Here is a 21,280-nt window from a genome sequence, read left to right on the forward strand (position 1 = left end):
GCCGCTGGCACTATCCGCCCCGCTCCACCACCGATTAAGCACTTAATTATGTATGCCCCTGACTTTCTTTCTGGCTTCTTGCTTGGGCTATCGCTTATCATTGCGATAGGCTCGCAAAACGCCTTTGTACTCAAACAAGGGCTAAAGCGCGAGCACATCTTTTTTGTCTGTTTGTTTTGTGCCCTTAGCGATGCCATCTTGATATCAGCAGGCGTCGGCGGCTTTGGCGCCGTGACAGCACGCTATCCGCACATCGTCGATGTCGCAAAATTCGCCGGCGTGGTGTTTTTGCTCGGGTATGGCCTACAAAGCCTATATGCCAGTGTGCGCCTATCACAGTCACTGACCGTCGAGGGTCAAGTGGTCAGCAGCCTAAAAAAAGCGCTGCTGCTGTGCTTTGGCTTTACATGGCTCAACCCGCACGTCTATTTAGATACATTGGTGCTCGTCGGCATGGTTTCAACAGGCGCTAATAGCAAAGTGGTGTTTGCCGCTGGTGCTGTCAGCGCGTCTTTCTTTTTCTTTTTTGCGCTGGGCTATGGCGCGCGCTTACTCAAGCCGCTGTTTGCCAAACCAAAAGCTTGGAATACTTTGGATGCCCTCGTCGGTATCTTGATGCTCTATCTGGCATGGCATCTGTATCAAAGCTAATCATCAAAGCTAGTCACCAAAGATGGATGGCCTAACCTAAAAAAACCAAACCCTCACTTGAAGGTTTGGTTTTTTACAATAAACACTTATAAATAAAAACTGCTTATGAGGCTTTTTTGTGCTTTTTGGGCTGGACAAATGCCAAGTTTAAAAAATGCTCAAGCGAGTCATCTAACACATCCAGCCACGGCTCTGGCAACTCAGGCGCCAGCGTGCCCGTCAGCGTCGAGCGGTAGGCCTTTTCTCTAAAGGTCATGATATTCTCTGCTTTGTCCTTTTGCCACTGCTTTAGAATATCGCCTTGTTTTTCTACCGCAAACTCAGGATAGTCCGTCGCATCGGTCAAGTCGCGAATGTAAGCGGCTTGAAAGTCGATGGAGTCGTCGACCGTGACGCATTTGGCATAGGTTTCCAGCCATTTTTGCTCGTCGGCCTCACGCGTTGCCAAATCCGGCAGCGCCATCTCACCCATGATGACATCACGCGCATACCACGCTTGGGCGTCAAACATATTAAAGGTAAAGTACTGATCTTGCATGCCTAAATAGATAAGCTTGGGATTGGGCTGCCAAAAGATACCTTTATAAAGGTTGGCAGGGTACAAGCAATTATGCGTTTGCAAACGCAGCTCATCCGGCAAGAATGGGAAATGGAACAAGTAGCCGGTACACATAATGATGGCGTCGAAGCTCTGGCTGGTGCCATCAGCAAAATGCGCCACATCGCCTTCAAAATGCGTCACCAGTGGCACTTCTTTGATGCCCTCAGGCCACTCATAGCCAAGTGGCTGGCTGCGATAACTGATGGTTACTGATTTGGTGCCATACTTATAGCACTGCGTACCGATGTCTTCGGCGGAGTAACTGCTACCGATAAGTAAAATATCTTCGTTTTTAAACTCTAGGGCATCACGGAAGTCGTGAGCATGTAAGATACGGCCAGGGAAGGCTTCGAGACCTTCAAAGTACGGCATGTTTGGCGTCGAAAAGTGCCCTGTCGCAACCACAACATAATCAAACTCTTCGACTTCTTGCTCGTCGGTTTTATGGTTCATCACCGTGACGGTGAATTTTTGCGTGTCATCATCGAAAGCCACCCAGCGTACTGGGCATTCAAAGCGAATATATTTTTGAATGTCTTGTTTGTCGATACGGCCCATGATGTAGTCTTTTAGGACTTCACGCGGAGGGTATGAGGGGATAGGCTCACCAAAATGCTCATCAAACGAGTAGTCTGCAAACTCCAAGCATTCTTTTGGGCCATTTGACCATAGATAGCGGTACATACTGCCGTGGACGGGCTCACCATTTCTGTCTAGACCTGTGCGCCAGCTATAGTTCCACATACCGCCAATGGCGTTTTGTTTCTCATAACAAACTATCTCAGGTAAGTCTTTTACACCTGCCAAGCGCGCTGCTTCAAAGGCACGCAACTGCGCCAAACCACTTGGACCTGCTCCTAAAATAGCAATTCTTTTCTTACTCAAGATCAACTCCTGTAAAAAATAGTGAATCACTACTATAACATATTTTCATTAATGGCGTTTTTTGCCAGCGCCTTTGGTGATTAGTCACACAAACATACAGGCCGCCACGCGTCAGATAAGCGGTTATACCAAGGCAGGAAACAAGGTACGCAAACCATTGACGATGATTTCGATAGACACTGCAGCCAAGAGCATGCCCATGATGCGGCTCATGATATTTAGTCCAGTATCGCCCAGCAGCCGGCTAATACGGCCTGCCGCCATCAAGGCCAAGTAGCAAAACAAGCTGATAAACAATCCAGCGATAAGAATGGCCGAGACTTGCAAAATCCCAGAGACTTGCGAAGAGTAAATGATGACGGTGGAGATACCGCCAGGGCCGATCATCATCGGAATAGCGAGCGGCACGACAGCAGAAGCAGTACTTGGTGCCGCGTGTTTATCATACTCGACATCGAAATTTTCTTGATCGGGTTTGACGGGGTTACCTTCCCCATTCATCATGTTGAGCGCAATCAAAAACACCAAGATACCACCCGCTAGCTGAAACGAGCCGATAGAAATACCCAGCAGCTTAAGCAAGGTCTCCCCTGCCACAGTAAAAAAGCTGATGGTAATAAAAATGGTCAAGCAAGCAACACGCGCCACTTTGCGCCGATTATTCATCGAATAACCGCGGGTCAAATCCAAAAACAACGTCAATGCGCTAAATGGATTGATCAGCACCAAAAAGGCTAAGATTATCTTGATTATTTCAGTGTTCACTCAGTCTCGCTTATCTGTTGCAGCAATGATGCTAAAGTCAGGTCATCACGGCGCACAGCGATGACCTGTTAGGCGGCTAACCACCGCATAAGCGCCATTGTAGCATAGGCAGATAAGCCAATAAAATCATTAACTTTGCTTAATTTTCCGTATTATCACTGACCATAAAATCCAGACCGATATCGAGCGCGGTAGTACTGTGCGTCAGATAACCCATGGCAATAAAATCCACCCCTGTTTGGGCGACCGCTTGCACCGTCTCAGGGGTGATGCCTCCTGAGGCTTCTGTCTTGGCGCGGCCTTGGCACATAGCCACCGCTTGCGCCAAAATATCAGGCGTCATATTGTCCAGCAATACCAAGCTTGCACCGGCATCAAGTGCCTGCGCTAACTGCGCTAAGGTGTCTACTTCTACCTCAATTGGAATCAGATGACCGGCAAAGTCTTGCGCTTGCTTGATGGCAGTTGCGATATCGCCTGCAATCGCAATATGATTGTCTTTGATCAAAATCGCATCGTCCAGCCCTAAGCGATGGTTGCGCCCGCCGCCGCAGCGTACGGCGTATTTTTGTACTGTCCGTAGGCCAGGAATGGTTTTGCGCGTACAGGTGATTTGCGCAGGGTATGCAGTCACACTATCGACGATCTGCCGTGTCGCGGTCGCGATACCGCTCAGATGTGTCATAAAGTTGAGCGCGGTACGCTCAGCAGTGAGCAAATGACGCGCATTACCGCACACGGTCGCCAGCACTGTCCCCGCCTCAACCCTCTCACCATCAGCGACCTGAGCATCAAAACCAATCTGCGTATCGACCATATCAAAGGCCAATCGCGCCAAATCCATGCCACAGATAACCCCTGCTTGGCGCGCTTTAATCTGTAGCTGTGCTTGCATATCGGCTGGGATGGTTGCTTGTGAGGTGACATCGCCGCGCCTGCCTAGATCCTCTGTGAGAGCGGCCTCTACTAATGGGCGTAGCAACACCTCATTTAATGCTGGTTCTTGTTTGCCTGTCATCGGTTATCCTTATCGTTGCCCATTTGCCTGATAAATATGCCATCGCCAGTGATATCACCACAAATAGCAATCATATCACTAGCATCACGGTCCCTTATTAGACTCAAAATGAGCATAAATATAGCGTAAAGCACCCTGCCCTGCAATAAAATAATGTCATTTAATTATTTGCGTTTGGGTAGCTTGCTATCCATAAGCAGGCTTTGTAACTCGATATCGTGCCGAAAACGATACAGCTTGGCGGGACGGCCGCGCTGAGCGCTACTGCTCTCTCCTGTTTCCATCACTAGGTTTTGTGCCTCAAGCAGACGGCGAAAGTTTTGCTTATGCAGGCGCACACCTGATAACGCCTCTACGCTCTGCTGTAACTGCGATAAAGTAAACACCTCGGGCATCAAGCCAAAAATCAGCGGCCGATACTCTATTTTGGCTCGTAATCGAGAGATGGCAGTGGCGATCACGCGGCGATGATCGTAATACATCGGCTCGCCTATCAACTGCGACCAGTGTTTGGGCAGCTCGGTGGACACATTGGCTAAGTAGCTTGGCGGATAGCTTGGCGCTTCAGGTATCAACCCTGCTTCATAAAGCATCTCATAGCGCAGCAATACATGCTCGGCGACCCATTCTCTATTTTCTGGCAGCTGCTCCCGACTGGCCGCGCTGGCAACCAAGCTTGGCGGTTGTTGGCTTGTCACATGCGCTTCACCGACACCCCAACACAGCTCAATACGCTGACGTCGCCGCTGCTGGGTGATAGCATCATCTGCTTCCTCTGCCCATGCCAATAACGCTGGCACAATAAACGAGGTAATGATAGTTGGCGCGCCATCTAAGTGGTTTTCCCACGGGAAGTAATCATACCAATCTCGCCATAGCGCTTGGCTGGGCAGCTTTGGCATCTGTGTCTCCTGCACCAGCCCCAAATAACTGACATACACTAAAGCATGACCATCGACGTTGCGTCTATTGGTATCGACAAAGGTATAAAGCTGCTCTAAATACCCAAGTGGCTGCTGCGTCTGCTCCTCCACCCATTGACGCACCCCTGCTTGCAACGAGCGATGCAGCGGCATCAGTGGCCCATTGGGCAATAGCTTGCCCTGATCGACCGTTAGGACACGGGCGGTATGCTCGGTAATTGCAACGAGTACGGCAACCACTTCAGTGGTACCACTGCCTTGCTGATGCGCATGTGAATAAGACAACGTCATAAGTGTATTTATCATCCTCGGTAGAAAATCAAACGTAGTACAAAAACACGCTGAGTACAAAGACAAACTCAGTATACAATCAAAACAGCCATGCTAAAGCAGTCGTTAGCACCGTTTATCTACATAATATTACCCTCCTAGTATAGCTCGAATCTAAGACGATCACAGTCTGTCGCTGTAACATCAGCCGAGCTGCACGCCTTAATATAGTTAATGTACTTTAAACAGGTACAGCGCTACTGGTATTCATTTTCCTTGCGTGCTGTGCCTACGCCGACAGAGGCTGCGCAAAATAAATACCAGTAGCACGTGGCACAACATAGTATCTAGCATGCCAGTTTTATTTAGGATTGACTATAGTTAGAAAAATCATAAAAAAACTCTTGTTTTTATGCTCAAAATGAGCATAATTAAAACAATTTATGATTTTGCTTTAGCGAGTCATTCCAATATTACAACATATGATGTGTCACTATCGCACCAAAGGAAAGGTTGCAGCTATGAAAACTTATCCGTACGACGCCCCTACCATGAGTACCGACCAGCGCATCGCCACTCAGATGACCACCGAATACGCCAAAGCAAAAATACCTACCGAGTTGCCGCGCTCTGAGCGGCTGGCGGTTGAAGAAAACATCAAGCACTTGCTAAAAACGCATAACGCTGTGCTCGTCGCTCATTATTATGTCGATCCTTTTATTCAGGATTTGGCATTGGCGACTGGTGGCTGTGTCGGTGACTCGCTTGAGATGGCGCGCTTTGGACAAGCCCATGAAGCGCAGACCTTGGTGGTGGCTGGCGTGCGCTTTATGGGCGAGTCAGCAAAAATCCTAAGTATGGAAAAGACCGTCCTAATGCCTGACTTAGCAGCGGAATGCTCGCTTGATTTGGGCTGTCCTGCAGATGAGTTTGCCGCATTTTGCGACGCCCATCCTGAGCGTACCGTGGTGGTTTATGCCAATACCAGTGCCGCGGTCAAAGCGCGTGCCGACTGGGTGGTGACTTCCTCTGTCGGTATCGATATCGTCCGTCATCTACACGCGCAAGGTGAGCCTATTATTTGGGGGCCTGACCGTCATTTGGGCAAATATATCGCTCGTGAGACTGGCGCAGACATGCTGCTCTGGCAAGGTTCTTGTCTTGTGCACAATGAGTTTAAAGCGACCGAGCTGCTGCAATTAAAAGAAGAGCACCCTGACGCCAAAGTGCTGGTACATCCAGAGTCGCCTGATAGCGTGGTCGCGCTCGCTGATGTCGTCGGCTCGACCAGTAAGCTGCTCAGCTCGACCTATGAGATGGATGCCGAGACCTTTATCGTAGCGACCGATTTGGGCATCTTGCACGAGATGCAAAAACGCTCGCCAAACAAGCGCTTTTTGGCGGCACCGACCGCTGGTGAAAGCGCCAGCTGTAAGAGCTGCGCGTTTTGCCCGTGGATGGCGATGAATGGCCTAAAAGGTATCGAGCAGTGTCTGACGCAGCGAAGCGGTGAGATCATGTTGACGCCTGAGCTGGCAGCCGCTGCCAAAAAACCTTTACAACGCATGCTTGATTTTGCCGAAGCACAAAAGCGGCGCGTCACTGCAAGCGGTGACATTGTCAAAGACCGCACGCTCTTTGCCAATGTGGGAGCTGCCTAATATGAGTGAGGCGCATACAGCCGCTAATACAAGCACCCCTGCTGATGATGCCCATGGCGTCAGACACACAGACGTGTTGATCATTGGCGCAGGTCTTGCAGGACTGAGCACGGCGCTGGCCTTACCGCAAACACTGAACGTGACTGTATTAAGCAAAGCGGCGCTGGACCTTTGCTCCAGTCATTATGCCCAAGGCGGTATCGCGGCAAGTTTGGATGCCAAAGACTGCACCGCCGATCATATCGCTGATACGCTCATCGCTGGCGCAGGATTGTGCGAGGCAAAAAACACCACAGAGATTCTAAGCTCAGGCGAGCAAGCGGTGCAATGGCTGTACGAGCAAGGCGTGCCCTTTACTCAAATTCCTCAGCAAGAATCAAAAAGTCATATAAAAGCGGGTTTTGACCTCTCTTACTTACACTTGACCAAAGAAGGCGGCCATGGCTGCCGGCGCGTCGCTCATGCTGATGATGCCACTGGCCGACATATTATGGAAGCCCTCGTTATAAAAGCGCAAGCGGCATCCAATATCACCATCCTGCCCTATCATGAAGCGTTTCATCTGCTAAAAAATACTGACAATCGTTGCCAAGGTGCACTTGTTTTTGATCACGTTCATCAACGACAGCTAACCTTGCATAGTCGCGCGGTGGTGCTGGCCAGTGGCGGTTTAGGGCAGTTGTTTAAACGTGCCAGTGCGCCCAATGTCTGTGTCGGTGATGGCGTGATGATGGCTTGGCAAGCAGGCTGCCGCTTGGCAAATCTGGAGTTCATCCAGTTTCATCCGACAGGCTTGGCGCTTGGTGACAGTAGTTTTTTAATCTCTGAAGCCCTGCGCGGTGAAGGCGGACGGCTGTACTGCCCGCAGACAGGTAAACGCTTTATGCTAGATATTGACGCGCGCGCAGAGCTGGCACCAAGAGACATCGTTGCTCGTGCTATCGCCGAGCAAATTAACATCAATGGACTTGGCTACGTTCATCTCGATGTCAGTCACTTACCAGCGGCATTTCTCCAAGCGCACTTTCCGCAGATTTATCAGACACTATTAGACCTTGGCATCGACATCACCACCGACCCGATCCCAGTAGCCCCCACCGCGCATTATAGCTGCGGCGGCGTGGTCACTTCTGCTAATGGCTTGACCGATGTGACAGGGCTTTATGCGGCAGGAGAAGTTGCTTATACAGGCTTACACGGCGCTAATCGCTTGGCCAGTAATTCGCTGCTTGAGTGCGTGGTGGTCGGGCGCCATATCGCCGCCGATATCCCGCGCTATCTACACGCAACTAAAAAACCAGACGCCACGTCCATTTATATTAACTCAGAGCAGTCCATCTATGATATTTGGACCCCGCCGATGCTGGCAGACTATCAGCGTATTACCTTGCCATCGCCCATTGAATACCAACGCCATGCTAATGACCATCACAATGCCAATATCCACACCAGTATAAATAAGGACATTGCTGGCATAACCACCCAATTAAAAGCGTTAATGACCTCGCATCTGGGCATCACTCGTAGCGCCGAGCAGCTTGAGCAAGCGCTGGGGCAAATCTGTCAGTGGCAACAGCAGCTCGGTGGTAGAAGCTTTGATCATATAGATACTAAAAGCCAAGACCACGTCATCTCTTACCATACGCTGCCCTACGTTCAATTAACTAGGCAGTTGCAGTTAGCGGCTTTGATTATGCAGTCGGCTTATCAGCGTCATGAGAGTCGCGGCGGTCATTATAGACAAGACTATCCAAACTTAGCGAGCAAACCTTTGACCAGTATCATTGAGCCGCCCTCGCTGACCGCATTTGCTACTATTGACGATATAGACACGACAGCCCATATAACAACAGCGGATGTGCAAAAAACAACTGTACCACCTTTAGCCATGCGGGAATCTGGTTAATATCAGCTAATACCATATATTTTATCAACTATAGTTAGGATTAAAGAAGCATTTACGCTATCATAACAACTCAGCTGTAAACGTTGCGACATAACCCGCGACATAAAATGGTGGCATTTGGATCTTAAAGGTATGGCTTCTGATATCGTCTTTGTGATCGCGCTGATGGGGGTGGTTAGCGCGGTATGGGGAGCGCTGGCCATACCACGCCTGCGCAGACGCCTACCGAAGATTTATCTGATCGCACGCTCATGGTGGTTTATGCTGGCGGCGCTTTTTGGCTGCTATGCAATCGCAAAGATAGCAGATCGCCATGCCGAGCTTTTGACGTCCAGATATCCCTATCAATGGCTGCTTATTGGTTTTTTTGTGCTGATTGGTCTGCGCGGTGGCTACGAAATCAAACGGATATGGTGCCTACCTAGTAGAGCGCGACTGATCCATAAGCTGCAAAGCCGCGGCCTGCAGGCAAGCGTCACTCCCACCTCTTCTGCTGACCACACCGCTAGCGCGACCACTCCACACTACACGCGCCCAACGGGTTTAGATGGGTTATTAAGCATGGCATTTGTCGCCTTGATTGTCAGCTTAATTGCCCTCCAGCAGCTGACGTGGCAACGCGAGCAGTATGGTGTCTTATTGTTTGTCTTATTTGCCAGTCAATTTAACGATATCGCGCAGTATCTATGTGGTCGCCTACTTGGTCATCGCCTGTTTTCACGTGGCCTAGCGCCACGCATCAGCCCCAACAAAAGCATTGAAGGCGCTGTCTTTGGCAGTATGTGTGCCGCGCTACTGGCATCACTACTGGGGGTTTGGCTGACGGGGTTTGAATGGTGGCTTTGCTTGCTAGCCGCATATGGATTGGCAGTGAGCGGTATCGCAGGCGATCTGCTAGAGTCTGCGTTTAAACGTCAGCACGGTATCAAAGACACAGGTACCATGCTAGCAGGGCACGGCGGCGTATTGGACCGTATCGATAGCTTGCTGATTGGCGTGCCTATCTTTACCATCCTTTATTGGCTGCTGGGCTAAATAAAGCCTGTTGCAAAGACAGTTTTTTTACTCATTTTTCATTACTCATTGTTTTTTATCAAGCTGGCTGCGTAATACCCAGTCTAATAACGGCTTGGGCACACTGTTTAAGGCATAAATAATATAACGCATCGCCCATGGAAATATGGCAAGCTCGGTATCATCAGCGATCGCTTGCATGACATGCTGGACGGCGGTCTGTGTACTGATGATAAATGGCTTATGGCTGGCGTCACCGTCATTTAGATCACGCAGCGCTTGGGTATCGATATAGCCTGAGGCGATGCCGTTTACTTGAATATCATACGGGCGCAGTGCCAAGCGATAGGCGCTGGCCGTGGCTATCATCGCGCGTTTGCTTTTGGCATAGAGGCTGGCATAAGGATAGTTCAACGCCCCAGCGACGGAGGCAATGCAGATGAGACTTGGCTTGCCATATTGCCTCATGTCAAACGATGTCGGCTGCTGTTTTAGCCGCTCACTTGCCCACCAAAACACCTGCTCAAATGCTTGTAAGTTAATCGCTAGCATGCGCGTGCTGTCTGCCGCATTGAGCGTCCGCACCCGCTCGTTGGTATAACTGCCCGCACTATAAATCAGCCGATAAAACGTGATGGCAGATAAGCGCTGCAAAAACTCATGCGTTTGGGCGCGGTCAGTCAGATCACAGCGATAGGTGGTGATGTGCGGATATTGACGATTGATCTGCGCTATTTTTTGGCGATCATGACCCACCACACTCACATGCCAGCCCAGTTGCTGGTGATGACGTGCCAATGCCAACCCCAAACCACTGGTGCCACCGACGATGATAACGTGCGGTGCATCAGCGGTGGCAGGCTTTAAGGCGTTTGGTTTAAGATCTGTCATATCATCGGTTCGGCATAAATCGCGGTATGCGTATATCGTCAGTTCAAAATACCATCGTTATAAGTCTAAGCGCGCTACTGGGATAAATGCGGCATAGCCGCTGGCGGTATAGGCATAAGCAAAGGTATAAACACAGTACGCCTGTAAAACGGTAGCGCGAAAGTAGTCAACTATAGCGTATGCTGCCGAATATAGCTGCTCGTTCGCTGATAGCCATATTGCCACTGCGCCTGCATTTGCTGCACAAAACCATCATAATCACGATGAATCAACGCTACGGTCATTTGCTTTATACTAAAGCGCTTTTGCACGCTTTGACCTGCGAGCTGCTCGGCATTGTCAGCAAACGGCAACCAATGCAGCGGCTCGGTATGGCGAGGGCTTGCCTCTCTCTGATAGCCATGCACCTGTGCCAAACGAGCATTGGGATCAAAACCAAAGACACGCTTAATCGCTGGGGCAGCAAGCCAGGTATCATAACCCGCTTTGCTCTCGGCAAATACCGTTTGCCCCAGCTGACAGGCCAGCTCAACGGGCGTGAGGTTGATGACGCCGCCTAAGCACCAACCGAGCGCTGAAATATGGGTGGGTGGTAGATAGTACATATCGGCCATAGACGCACGTATCGCGTCCGCAAAACTCCACTGGCTCACTATCTGTACATGCGGCGGTATGCGCCCATCAGCAAACGCATGCGCAGGTGATCGTATCTTATTGTCAGTTGCGCCTTGCATGGCGGCGGCAAGCGACATCATAGTCGCCACACGCGGCGAGGCAAATAACAACTCTTGCAATACTGCTGCTGGACCCGCCGCCGTATATGAGGCAGGTGGCCACGCGCTGTCAACCCCAGAGGCTTTTTGCAGACGGCAGGCGATGATGGCAACCTCAGGTATGGCTGGCTTGGTGCTTTGAATACAATTATGACCACAGGCACTCTTGTCTCTACGCTCATTACGCTCATTGGCAACACCAGATAGCGCATCGAGCCAATACCGCTCATCATCGATACGAAACATGGCCAATTGCTGCAGCTCTGCGAGTAGCTGCTCATAGCTGGCTGGCGATGAGCGTTGCGGTTTGGCGCTTTGCTTGCTTGCTAAGCGCCAACGCTGTATGGCCTGCGTTATATAGCGCATTTTTGATCGTCTATTTGCTTCATCTGGCCTGACATGCCTGATTGCACAAATGGCGGTATACAGCTCATGACTATACAGCAGTGCTTGCAAGTCTTTTGGCTCAGGTGCAAGATGTACCAAATACGCCGAGAGGCTGCCGCCGCAAGTACCTATGATCATATCTGGCCTCAAATCATGGGCGACCAGCGCGGCATAACTGCCCAGATAATAGGCAAAGCGCGAGCCGCCTCCCGAAAACAGCTGCACGCGCTCATATGTTGTGTGCTTATTTGTCATCAAGCGGGGCGACCTTTACCGCCAGCGACACTGTAAAGATACCAAAACGATCGATACGCATGCTGACTTTTTGAAAGCCTGCCTGCCTGACCAGCTGGTCCATCTCCGCTTGGGAGCGGCAACGCATCACCCAGTCACGGCCGCGATGGTTGTTTAAGGTTTTACTGATAAACTCTTGCTCAGGGTGCCATGGTTGATTGGTATAAATTAGGTAGCCATTTGTGTTTAAGTTATCATAAATACCTGCTAATGCAGTCTCGGGTAAGCGGTTGTCAGAAAACAGCTCAAACAATCCAGAGACGATAGCGATATCAAACCCTGCATCAGATTTTGCGTTATTTGATGATGGCATATGTAGTGATGACGCGGTGGCACTATCCTCCTGCACGGCCTGCGTATAACTGGCAGGGTCAAAAGCGTCCTGCTGCCTGACCACCACTCGATCAGTGATACCTAAGCGTTCAGCTTTTGCCTGTAGCGCTTGAATATTATGCACCTCATAATCTCGCAGCTCAGCTTGTAGCCCCGTAAATTCCGTCAACAGATCAAATGCATAATAACCATGGCCACTGGCGATATCTAGCAGCTTTGGTTGATAGCGCTCAGAGCTACTTGGTTTTTTCCCTTGGGGGTTGTTGTCTTCGATAGCTGTCAGTGCGATACGCGCCAGCTCTAATATATGCTCGCGGCGGATACGAATGCCTTGCCAGCCGATGTTGTTAAGATAAAATTTATCGACCGCTTGACCAAACTTGTTTTGGCCACTAGGCTGGTTTTGATAGACATGATCGAGCGAATGCCCTGAGTCAAAGCCATGCTCAAGCCCTGTGGCAATCGCATCGCTGACATGACCAAATGTTTGCATCGCCAACCGAGTCAGCGCAAAGCTTGGATTAAATGGCTTGATGGCCAGTCGATCAACCTTGTCTTTGCTGGCGCTATGCAAATGCGCCGCCCTTAAATCCGCTGTTTGTACCGGTGTGCTAAATACCTCCTCGGCAAACGCTAGACAGTCGGCAAACACGTCGGCTTTGTTGGTCTCATGAAAGATGGCATGGTAGCTATCAGGATACAGCTGCCAGCGTTTGCTTGGGCTATTGATCGCCTCATAAAATGTCCGCTCTGCTTGCTTATCCACCACATAGTCTTTGCCAGCACACAAGACAAAGGTCGGTACGGTGATGGCCTCTGCATCATCGAGCAGACGCTGACCGGTCGCGTGCGTGTCGATCAGCAGGTCGGTTGAGATGCTGCTAGAGATCAGCGGGTCGGCATTATAGGCGTGCTGCGCGTCTTGGTCATGGGTCAATACTTGCGCTTTGACGTAGCTGCTGACGCGTGACATCAGTCCAAGCGTACGCGCTACCTTTAGCGACGGTATGGCAAAAGGCAAATACAGACGAATCTTGAGCGCAGGTGTGCCGAGTATCATGCCGCGGATGTTGGGCGCATAATCATGCACCCACGCGGCGGCGAGCACGGCACCGATACTACTGGCGACGATTAGTGTGTCGTCGATGGCGATGCCGGTTTGTCCCATCACCAGCTGAACAAAGTCATTTAAATCGCGCTCAAGCTCGGTGACGCTCTCGGCATGATCTTTGATACCGCCTGATCGGCCATTGCCGCGCGCATCCCACGCAAACACCTGATAGCCTGCCGCTGCAAACTGCTGCCCCAGCTCTGCCAGACGTCCTGAATGCTCATGACCACGATGCAACAAAATCACTTGCCGTAAGCACTGATCGGCGTCTTTTAACTGCTCAATAGGCATCGTTAGCCAATAACGGTAATAAATCGCCGTGCCATCATACGCGTTATAGCAGCTCTCGCCTTCTATCACGGCAGCTTGTAATACTTCCGTAGCCGCGCTAGGAGAGGCTGGCATATCCTGCGCCGCTGTATCATTTATATTTATAAAATCAAAAGACATGGTCTGGGACTCCAAAGTAGTATGGGCTGAGCGCGGTACAGGCGGCTGATGCTGTAGATATAGTGCGGCCATATAGCGCAGACGATTGAGGCACGTTTTTAGCAGTAGTATTTCTATTAGCATAAAAAACGGACTTGCTGAGCGATGAGACAATGATATCGGTACGCTAAGGCTTTTTGCCGCCCCAAGCACGCCCAGCACAAACGCACGGTCACTTTTGCCCAGTGGCCCTTGATTGGCTCGAGCGCCCACCGCAGCATCGCAGGCGATGGCTATCAGCTCAGTGCTGACACTCAGTATCATCAGCCCAAAGACATGACACTGCTGATGAGCCTGTTGGTCAATCACATTTTTAGATGGACAGCTTGGCTGAGCGCTATGAGGTAGCAAGCTGCTGATGAGCGCCGTATCGGCAATAATGTCACCTGCTTCATTGAGCACACCGCCCAGCGCAGATGCCTGTGCATGCTCACGCGCCATCATGCCATCGATGGCGTTGAGCGCCATACGCACAAACAGCGACGACGGTAGCAGCGCCCAAAGCGCCTGATGGTGAGCCGCAGGCTTGGCAATCACATAGGCTGTCCCTAGGCTGAGTATCACAGCAGATATCGTCACTTGATTGGCGCTGCATCCTGACTTAGCCAGTGTATCGCTTATGGGGCGCAACTGGTCTTGAAACTGAGATTTGAGCTGATAGAGCGACATAGGGCTGACCACAGAGGTTGAGTGCCTTAATGTAGCAACAAAAGTTGGTCAGGTAAAGATAAGCCAAGCATATAAAAGTACTATTCGCGGCCAGTATCGTTCTATTTTATGATGAATATCATGCGCGGATAGCCGTATTTATAAATGAATATGATACAATCTTCGGCTTGTTTAAAACCGCTGCGAGCCTGCCGACATGCAAAGCCTGATTACCCTTGTACTGGTATTAATGCCAATGTTTATTGGCTTTGCCATCCCCTCGAATCCCAAAATGACCAAGCTTGCGGATAAAGGCTTGTCGTACTTGGTGTTTATTATCTTGGCGCTCATCGGTATCGAGCTGTCACAAGTGGAAGGGCTGGGCAGTCAGATAGGTGAGATTGCTCTATATGTCACCATCTTATCGATACTGACCATTGGCAGTGGTTTGTTTGCGCTCATGCTTTTTGACCGTCTGCGCCCGTGGCATGCCAAAAAACCCAGCGTCAAATCCAAAGAGCACCGCGTCAGTATCCGCGGTAGCTTGGCACAAGTGGTTTGTGTCGTGATTGGCATGGTGATTGGTTATTTTTTACCGGCAGGTTATATGCCGCCTGAAAACACCATGACCGTCATGCTGATGATATTAATCTTACTAGTCGGTATCGGTCTCAAAGGCTCAGGCATCACCCTAAAAGAAGTACTGCTCAATAAGCGCGGGGTGGAGATGAGTATTATCTTTACCCTATCGATATTGGTAGGCGGCCTTGTCTTTGCGCTGATGTTTAGCGATGTATCGTGGACCAAAGGCTTGGCGCTGGCGTCTGGATTTGGCTGGTATTCGCTATCGGCCATCGTCATGACCGATGCTTATGGGGCGATTTGGGGCAGTGTGGCGCTGTTCAATGACTTGATACGTGAGTTTTTTGCGCTGTTATTTATTCCCGTCTTTATGCGTAAGTATCCATCAGCAGCGGTCGGCCTTGGCGGTGCGACCAGTTTAGACTTTACCTTGCCGATTATCCAACAATCTGGCGGGTTAAAAGTGGTGCCACTGGCGATTAGTTTTGGCTTTATTATTAATATTGTCTCGCCTGTACTGATGGTGGCGTTTTCGGCGTTGGGGTGATTAAATTATCGTTTAGAATATAAAAGATATAGTGAGCTTGCTGACTACAAATAAAATCTAAGCAAGCTCACACTGGTAAAAGCAGATTTAGAAAAACAAGACCTACTTGTTCACTTTATCATTCCACAAACTCTTAGTGACTCTACCTGTTTGAATATATATACCAACTTGATCAACAAATGATTCGAAGTCTTTATTCTCCTCAGTAATTCGATTCACTGATAACCAGTCTATATTGTTACGTTCTCGCGCTGGGATTAATATTTGACTATCAAATAGTGACTGAGTGTTTAGTATTAATACTCCCACACCATGTAATCCTGAGAGCATTTGCAGCTCTCCTTCTACTGCCGAATCTAGACCAGTTGCGACCAAGTAAGCATAATTAGCCCAACTAGAATTAGAAACTGCTTGAAAAAAGCTTCTACGCACATTGCTTTTATTTAAGTCTTTTTTTACCTCAAACGACCAAAGCCGCACAAAAGCATCATTACTATTACGTACGCAGTCTCGCACAACGCTAGACCAATTTTTATCTAGTGTTTCTAGAGCTACGATATCAGGATGTAACCAGTGATTTCCACCCGCACCCTGCGTATTACGTGATTTTCGTTCATCAATTCGCTTGCAAAACAACCCCTTTTCTTCTGCAAGAAACTTGATTAATAATGGATATAGGTCATGCTCACTTAAGTTAGGTGTAAGAGTACTGTCACTTTTAGACTCAGATTGAGTCTGAATTTTTAGCCCTGCAAAGGTAGCTTGTGTTATTGGCTCACTTGTAGCAATAGGCTTGTCTGACCAATAATATAGCCTCGGCCTTGGTTTATCTTGAGTAATTATATTTGGACACTTCTTTTTAGCTGCCTGTGTACGACTCCCACCAATTTCGGCAGCTAACTGAGTTACAAGTTCATTATAGTTTTTATAACGTGGATTTTTTTGCTTCTCCTCCATCTCAGCCGGATAACGACTTATAAAAAACTCTGCAAGTTCCCGAGCAGTGAAAGTGCGTTCAGGGTTCTCTCTAAGTGTTTCAATGATCATTTCTACTCTGGTTTTCATACTATCTCTTATTAAGCTTATTAATGCTATCTGTAACTACCACACTTGCATCAAGTAAAACATTTCGAATCAATCGAATTAAAAATAACCATCCCTAAACTCCACTCGCCTGCTTCGCAAACAATCGCATGAGTGGTTTTATCTTGCCAACGCGGTACATGCCTTCGCTGCGAATCTGCTGAATCGGACGCATCTGCGCAAGCGAGCCTGCAAACAGCCAATTAAGCGCCGAAAAGCTATGCATCATCAGGCTATTATGCGGTCGGCGTAAACGCTCATAGCTACGCAAAGTTTGGTTACTGCCCCACAGCTTATTGCCGCTACGCGCATAGTCGTGCATCAGCTGCTCACTTAGCGCCTTCACATCGAGCATACCCAGATTTAACCCCTGACCTGCCAGCGGATGCACACCATGGGCGGCATCGCCTATTAGCACCAAATTGTCCTGTACATAACGCTTCGCTTGCTGCGCGCTCAGTGGAAAGCTGGCGATGGACTCTATCTGCTCGATTGCGCCCAGCTCATAGTGACTAGCAGCAGCCAATTTATCAGCGATCACGCGCTCATCTTCCTCGAGCAAAGCCAGTGCGTAATTGCGCGGCAGTGTCCAGACAATGGACTGCCAATGCTGCGGATTGGCTTTATCTTCATCGGTGATATCCGCTAATGGCAACAGAGCCAGCGTGCCGGTCGGTAGCATGGCTTGGCGTGCGGTCGCTTGATGGGGTTTGGCAGTCTGAATCGCACAGCAAATCGCGGTTTGGTTATAATCAAGCGTGTCCAGCCCAATCACCGCCTGCTGACGGACAAACGAGCCACGACCATCGGCACCGACGAGCAGATGCGTATCGATAGCAGCGCCGTCCGCTAGCATCACACGGTAGCCCTGCTGCGTCCCGCGCCAGTCCATATTGACGACTTTTTGCCCTGCGATGACGGTCAGATAATCACTGACATCATCCTCAGACAGACGCTGCCACAAGGCATACTCGATGACCGCTGGTTCAACCATACTGCCAAGCAGCTCTGGCGCACTGCGGTCACTATCGCCAAATAATAGCTCGCCCATACCATTGAGTTGCCATACCTGCATCTGCGAGTAATCCGCCTTGCGCCCTGATAGCGCTACCTTTTGCCAAGCGCCTACGTCTTTTAGCAGCTCAATGCTGGCGAGGCTCAGCGCATAAACACGGGCATCACGGCGGCGTAGCACCTGTTTCCATGCAGACTCATCTCGAGCAGGACGCGCATCGATTAAGGTCACGGGCATTTTGGCCTGTGCCAGCTTTAGCGCCAGCGTCGCACCGACGATACCACCGCCGATAATGAGTGTATGGTTGTTTGTCATAAGTTAGCTCTCGATATCAGGACGTGATAAACATTTAAAAATAAATACTGCTACTGGCCAAAGTACTGATAAAAATGCTTGTATCATTTTAGTTATGGATATTACGATTTTAAGCCCATCGCATAATTTGCCACCAGCGGCTTGATATTGGGCAATTTATCAAACGCCACCAGTGCCATGTTACGCGCCAATTTGATGGCGGGATTAGGGTGGGTAAAGCCATGGACGACCGCATCACAAAAACGAATGACGCGTTTTTGGTCGGTTTGTCGGAATTTTTCGTAGCGCGTGAGCAATGCTGGACTACCGATATCCTCGCCTCGCAGCACTTGCGCACTCAGCATTTTTGCCAGTACCTGAGCATCGCGCATACACAGATTAAAGCCTTGACCTGCCACGGGATGCAAGGTGTGGGCGGCATTACCCATGATGACGCAGCGGCCAGCGACTTGTTTATCTGCCAGTACGCGCGTCAGCGGGTAGCCACCGCGGCGACCAGCGTTGACAAACGTGCCAGCACGATCGCCAAATGCTCCCTGCAACGTCGCCAAGAAATGCGCATCATCTTCTAGGTATCTTGTCTCTTCGCCTTTTGGGCAGACCCAAACCACCGAGCGTCTGTAGCCTTGTTGATATTCCTCATTGCCATCGCCTTCTGGGTCGGTCAATGGCAGCACCGCCAGTGGCCCTGCTGGACTAAAGCGCTCAATGGCGACATGGTCGTGCGGCTTATCCGTCTCTACCACTCCGACGATGGCGGTCTGCTGATAGTCATACGTCGTCGTGCCAATATCCAATAACTGGCGCACGGTAGAGTCGCGACCATCGCAAGCGACCAGTAGACTGGCCTGCAGCTGCTGCTCGTGCTCTTCTTCGCCGTAGTAGCTAAAGCTGAGCGTCACGCCATCAGGCTGCTGCTCGACAGCGATGACGTTGGCATTATCAATGATACTAATCAGCGACTCCTGCTGCGCGGCCAGTAGTAGCTTACGCCCCAGCCAAGCGTTTTCCATCACCTGCCCAAACGACTCGACTTGCTCGTCCGCCTTATTTAATTGCGCGCGGCCAAAGCTGCCTTGCTCGCTGATCTGTACCGCATCGATACGGCAGGCATGGCTTTGTAGCTCATCCCACAGCCCAATCTCTTGATAAATCTGTACGGTGCGCCGCGACAGAGCAGTGTTGCGACTGTCCAAATAATGACTGCGCGTGCGGTCATCTTGCGGGCTGATGGTTGGGTAACTGTTTTTTTCAAGTAAAGTACTTTTGATGCCGTGATGCGCTAATAGCAAGGCAAAAGATAAGCCGACGTGACCGCCGCCGGCGATCAGCACTTGCTGGTCGGTGATTGCTGCTTTTTTTTTGACAGTTGATGACGTTGCATTGGTATTTTGCATCATGCTATTCCTAATCATATTGCTTTTAATGGTGTGCTTTCTTATTTTTCAGGCGTTATTTATTAATGCCCTAGATTACCACAGTTTGCTTGAGTTTCTGTGCCCTGACACGTATGCAAAGCGTGTACTCACCTGTTTGCGGTCATATCATAAAAGACTGACATAAGGGTGAGCTACGCCACAGCATACCTCACCATTGCAGCCGTTTGCCCACCAGCCTGTGGTTGCAATCTACATACAAAAACCCCGCCATCTGGGCAGGCGATGGCTTGAATTTTAAAAACTATCTACCATAATGAAGACAAGACATTAATTTATCATCAACCCCAAAACCAATAATAATTTACCGTTATCTATATCGCTAGCAGATAGGCCTCCTGCGTGTTAAAAGGCGCGTGACACACTGCCCGCCCAGACACTTTGACGAACGATTTTTATTACCCATTTTATTTTTTATCATTTTATTTTTTATCTCTGAAGCCCGTAGCGCTCTCCATGTTGATCTCATCAGACTAGGCGATAGCAGCGGGTACACAACACAAGGATAATCGCTTGACTGATTCTATGAGCCGCCGTATAAAGTTTGAATCATTAACCCCAGCACAGCTCAAAACCGTGCTTGGTGAATACAACAACCACATGAAATACCTACAAGATCGCCTCGATATCAAGATCATTCAACGCCAAGGTGACTTTTGCCTGAGCGGTGATGTGACTGCGGTCGAGCGCGGCGAACGTATCATCTATAAGCTGGTTGACGAAGCCCAAAATACTAAAGACATTAGTGCAGAAGAGCTGCATCTTATCATTCAGTCTAGTATCTCGCGCGAGCAAGATATGGAAGATGAGCAAGAATCTGCCGATGATGAAGACGATGCAGCCGATTTGGATTCGGCAAATGATTTTACCCCTGTTAGTCTACGTACTCGTAAAGGCAAAATCATCCCACGCGGTGGCAATCAGCAGCGTTATGTAAAAAACGTGCTCAGCTCCGATGTGTCATTCGGTATTGGGCCTGCCGGTACGGGTAAAACTTATCTTGCGGTGGCCTGCGCGGTCGATATGATAGAGCGTAATGAGATCGAGCGTATTTTACTGGTTCGTCCAGCGGTAGAAGCTGGGGAGAAGCTAGGGTTTTTACCCGGTGATCTCACACAAAAGATTGACCCCTATCTGCGGCCACTCTACGATGCCCTCTATGAGATGCTTGGCTTTGAGAAGGTCGGCAAATTGATCGAGCGACAAATCATCGAGATTGCGCCGCTGGCTTATATGCGTGGCCGCACCTTAAACAACTCATTTGTCATCTTGGATGAAGCGCAAAACACCACACCTGAGCAAATGAAGATGTTTTTGACGCGTCTGGGCTTTGGCTCACGCGCGGTCATCACCGGTGACATCTCACAGGTCGACTTGCCACGCGGTACCAAATCAGGCTTGGCACAGGCGATGGATATTTTAAGCGGTATCGAAGAGATTCATATTACTAAGTTTGACTCAAAAGACGTGGTACGCCATCAGTTGGTACAAAAAATCGTCGAAGCCTATGATGTGTTTGATGAAGAGCAAATCGCGCTACAAGAAAAACGTAAGTTTGAGCGCATCAAAGAGCAAGAGCGCAGACAGGCGGTGGCAGATGCAGCCTCTAAACTGTAGCTAAACGTCGTTCAACCGTTATGTCTAACCCAAAAGACCGGATTACTAAACATAGTGATCTGGTC

The 21,280-nt window shown here is 49.6% G+C and carries 16 protein-coding genes; 6 read left to right on the forward strand and 10 right to left on the reverse strand.

Annotation, left to right across the window (positions count from 1 at the left end; translation table 11 throughout):
- Positions 1 to 48: 48 nt before the first annotated feature.
- Positions 49 to 651, forward strand: coding sequence for a LysE/ArgO family amino acid transporter (locus J3491_RS04900; protein ID WP_207969372.1), 603 nt, complete (start codon positions 49 to 51; stop codon positions 649 to 651).
- Between the two features lie 103 nt (positions 652 to 754).
- Here J3491_RS04900 and J3491_RS04905 read toward each other — a convergent pair whose 3' ends face one another.
- From J3491_RS04905 to J3491_RS04920, 4 genes are all read right to left on the reverse strand, one after another.
- Entirely contained in the window at positions 755 to 2,137 is a 1,383-nt protein-coding gene (locus tag J3491_RS04905) for an NAD(P)-binding domain-containing protein (protein WP_075101481.1), read from the reverse strand.
- 123 nt (positions 2,138 to 2,260) lie between these two features.
- A complete protein-coding gene (locus tag J3491_RS04910) occupies positions 2,261 to 2,902 on the reverse strand; it encodes a MarC family protein (protein WP_075101480.1) in 642 nt (213 codons plus the stop codon).
- A 139-nt stretch (positions 2,903 to 3,041) separates the two neighbouring features.
- Entirely contained in the window at positions 3,042 to 3,920 is an 879-nt protein-coding gene (gene nadC, locus J3491_RS04915; RefSeq protein ID WP_207969373.1) for a carboxylating nicotinate-nucleotide diphosphorylase, read from the reverse strand.
- 164 nt (positions 3,921 to 4,084) lie between these two features.
- A complete protein-coding gene (locus tag J3491_RS04920) occupies positions 4,085 to 5,134 on the reverse strand; it encodes an NUDIX hydrolase (protein ID WP_207969374.1) in 1,050 nt (349 codons plus the stop codon).
- Positions 5,135 to 5,634: 500 nt separating this feature from the next.
- On the opposite strand from J3491_RS04920, the gene nadA reads away from it, so the two are divergent.
- The 3 genes from nadA (at position 5,635) to J3491_RS04935 (ending at position 9,715) form a co-directional block, all read left to right on the forward strand.
- On the forward strand, positions 5,635 to 6,774 hold the full coding sequence (gene nadA, locus J3491_RS04925; protein WP_207969375.1) for a quinolinate synthase NadA: 1,140 nt from the start codon (positions 5,635 to 5,637) through the stop codon (positions 6,772 to 6,774).
- Position 6,775: 1 nt separating this feature from the next.
- A complete protein-coding gene (gene nadB, locus J3491_RS04930; protein WP_207969407.1) occupies positions 6,776 to 8,680 on the forward strand; it encodes an L-aspartate oxidase in 1,905 nt (634 codons plus the stop codon).
- A gap of 132 nt (positions 8,681 to 8,812) precedes the next feature.
- A complete protein-coding gene (locus J3491_RS04935) occupies positions 8,813 to 9,715 on the forward strand; it encodes a phosphatidate cytidylyltransferase (RefSeq protein ID WP_207969376.1) in 903 nt (300 codons plus the stop codon).
- A gap of 45 nt (positions 9,716 to 9,760) precedes the next feature.
- Here J3491_RS04935 and J3491_RS04940 read toward each other — a convergent pair whose 3' ends face one another.
- The 3 genes from J3491_RS04940 to J3491_RS04950 form a co-directional block, all read right to left on the reverse strand.
- The gene (locus J3491_RS04940) at positions 9,761 to 10,585 is read right to left on the reverse strand and encodes an SDR family NAD(P)-dependent oxidoreductase (RefSeq protein WP_207969377.1); all 825 of its coding nucleotides are present in this window, start codon (positions 10,583 to 10,585) and stop codon (positions 9,761 to 9,763) included.
- Between the two features lie 170 nt (positions 10,586 to 10,755).
- Entirely contained in the window at positions 10,756 to 12,000 is a 1,245-nt protein-coding gene (locus J3491_RS04945) for a patatin-like phospholipase family protein (protein ID WP_075101473.1), read from the reverse strand.
- Entirely contained in the window at positions 11,990 to 14,641 is a 2,652-nt protein-coding gene (locus J3491_RS04950) for an alpha/beta fold hydrolase (protein WP_207969378.1), read from the reverse strand. The genes J3491_RS04945 and J3491_RS04950 overlap by 11 nt, the downstream gene beginning before the upstream one ends.
- A 196-nt stretch (positions 14,642 to 14,837) precedes the next feature.
- Here J3491_RS04950 and J3491_RS04955 point away from each other — a divergent pair, with 196 nt between their 5' ends.
- Entirely contained in the window at positions 14,838 to 15,749 is a 912-nt protein-coding gene (locus J3491_RS04955; RefSeq protein WP_207969379.1) for a LysO family transporter, read from the forward strand.
- Positions 15,750 to 15,851: 102 nt separating this feature from the next.
- Here J3491_RS04955 and J3491_RS04960 read toward each other — a convergent pair whose 3' ends face one another.
- The 3 genes from J3491_RS04960 to J3491_RS04970 form a co-directional block, all read right to left on the reverse strand.
- Entirely contained in the window at positions 15,852 to 16,814 is a 963-nt protein-coding gene (locus J3491_RS04960) for a COG2958 family protein (RefSeq protein WP_207969380.1), read from the reverse strand.
- Positions 16,815 to 16,908: 94 nt separating this feature from the next.
- Positions 16,909 to 18,162 carry an FAD-dependent oxidoreductase gene (locus J3491_RS04965; RefSeq protein WP_207969381.1) on the reverse strand — a complete coding sequence of 418 codons (1,254 nt, stop codon included), beginning with the start codon at positions 18,160 to 18,162 and terminating at the stop codon, positions 16,909 to 16,911.
- 101 nt (positions 18,163 to 18,263) lie between these two features.
- Positions 18,264 to 19,559, reverse strand: a complete 1,296-nt coding sequence (locus J3491_RS04970; protein ID WP_424108348.1) for an FAD-dependent monooxygenase — start codon at positions 19,557 to 19,559, stop codon at positions 18,264 to 18,266.
- 552 nt (positions 19,560 to 20,111) lie between these two features.
- On the opposite strand from J3491_RS04970, the gene J3491_RS04975 reads away from it, so the two are divergent.
- Positions 20,112 to 21,215, forward strand: coding sequence for a PhoH family protein (locus J3491_RS04975; RefSeq protein ID WP_207969383.1), 1,104 nt, complete (start codon positions 20,112 to 20,114; stop codon positions 21,213 to 21,215).
- Positions 21,216 to 21,280: the final 65 nt, after the last annotated feature.

Origin of the sequence: Psychrobacter halodurans (genome assembly GCF_017498075.1) — a bacterium.
Lineage (GTDB): Bacteria > Pseudomonadota > Gammaproteobacteria > Pseudomonadales > Moraxellaceae > Psychrobacter > Psychrobacter celer.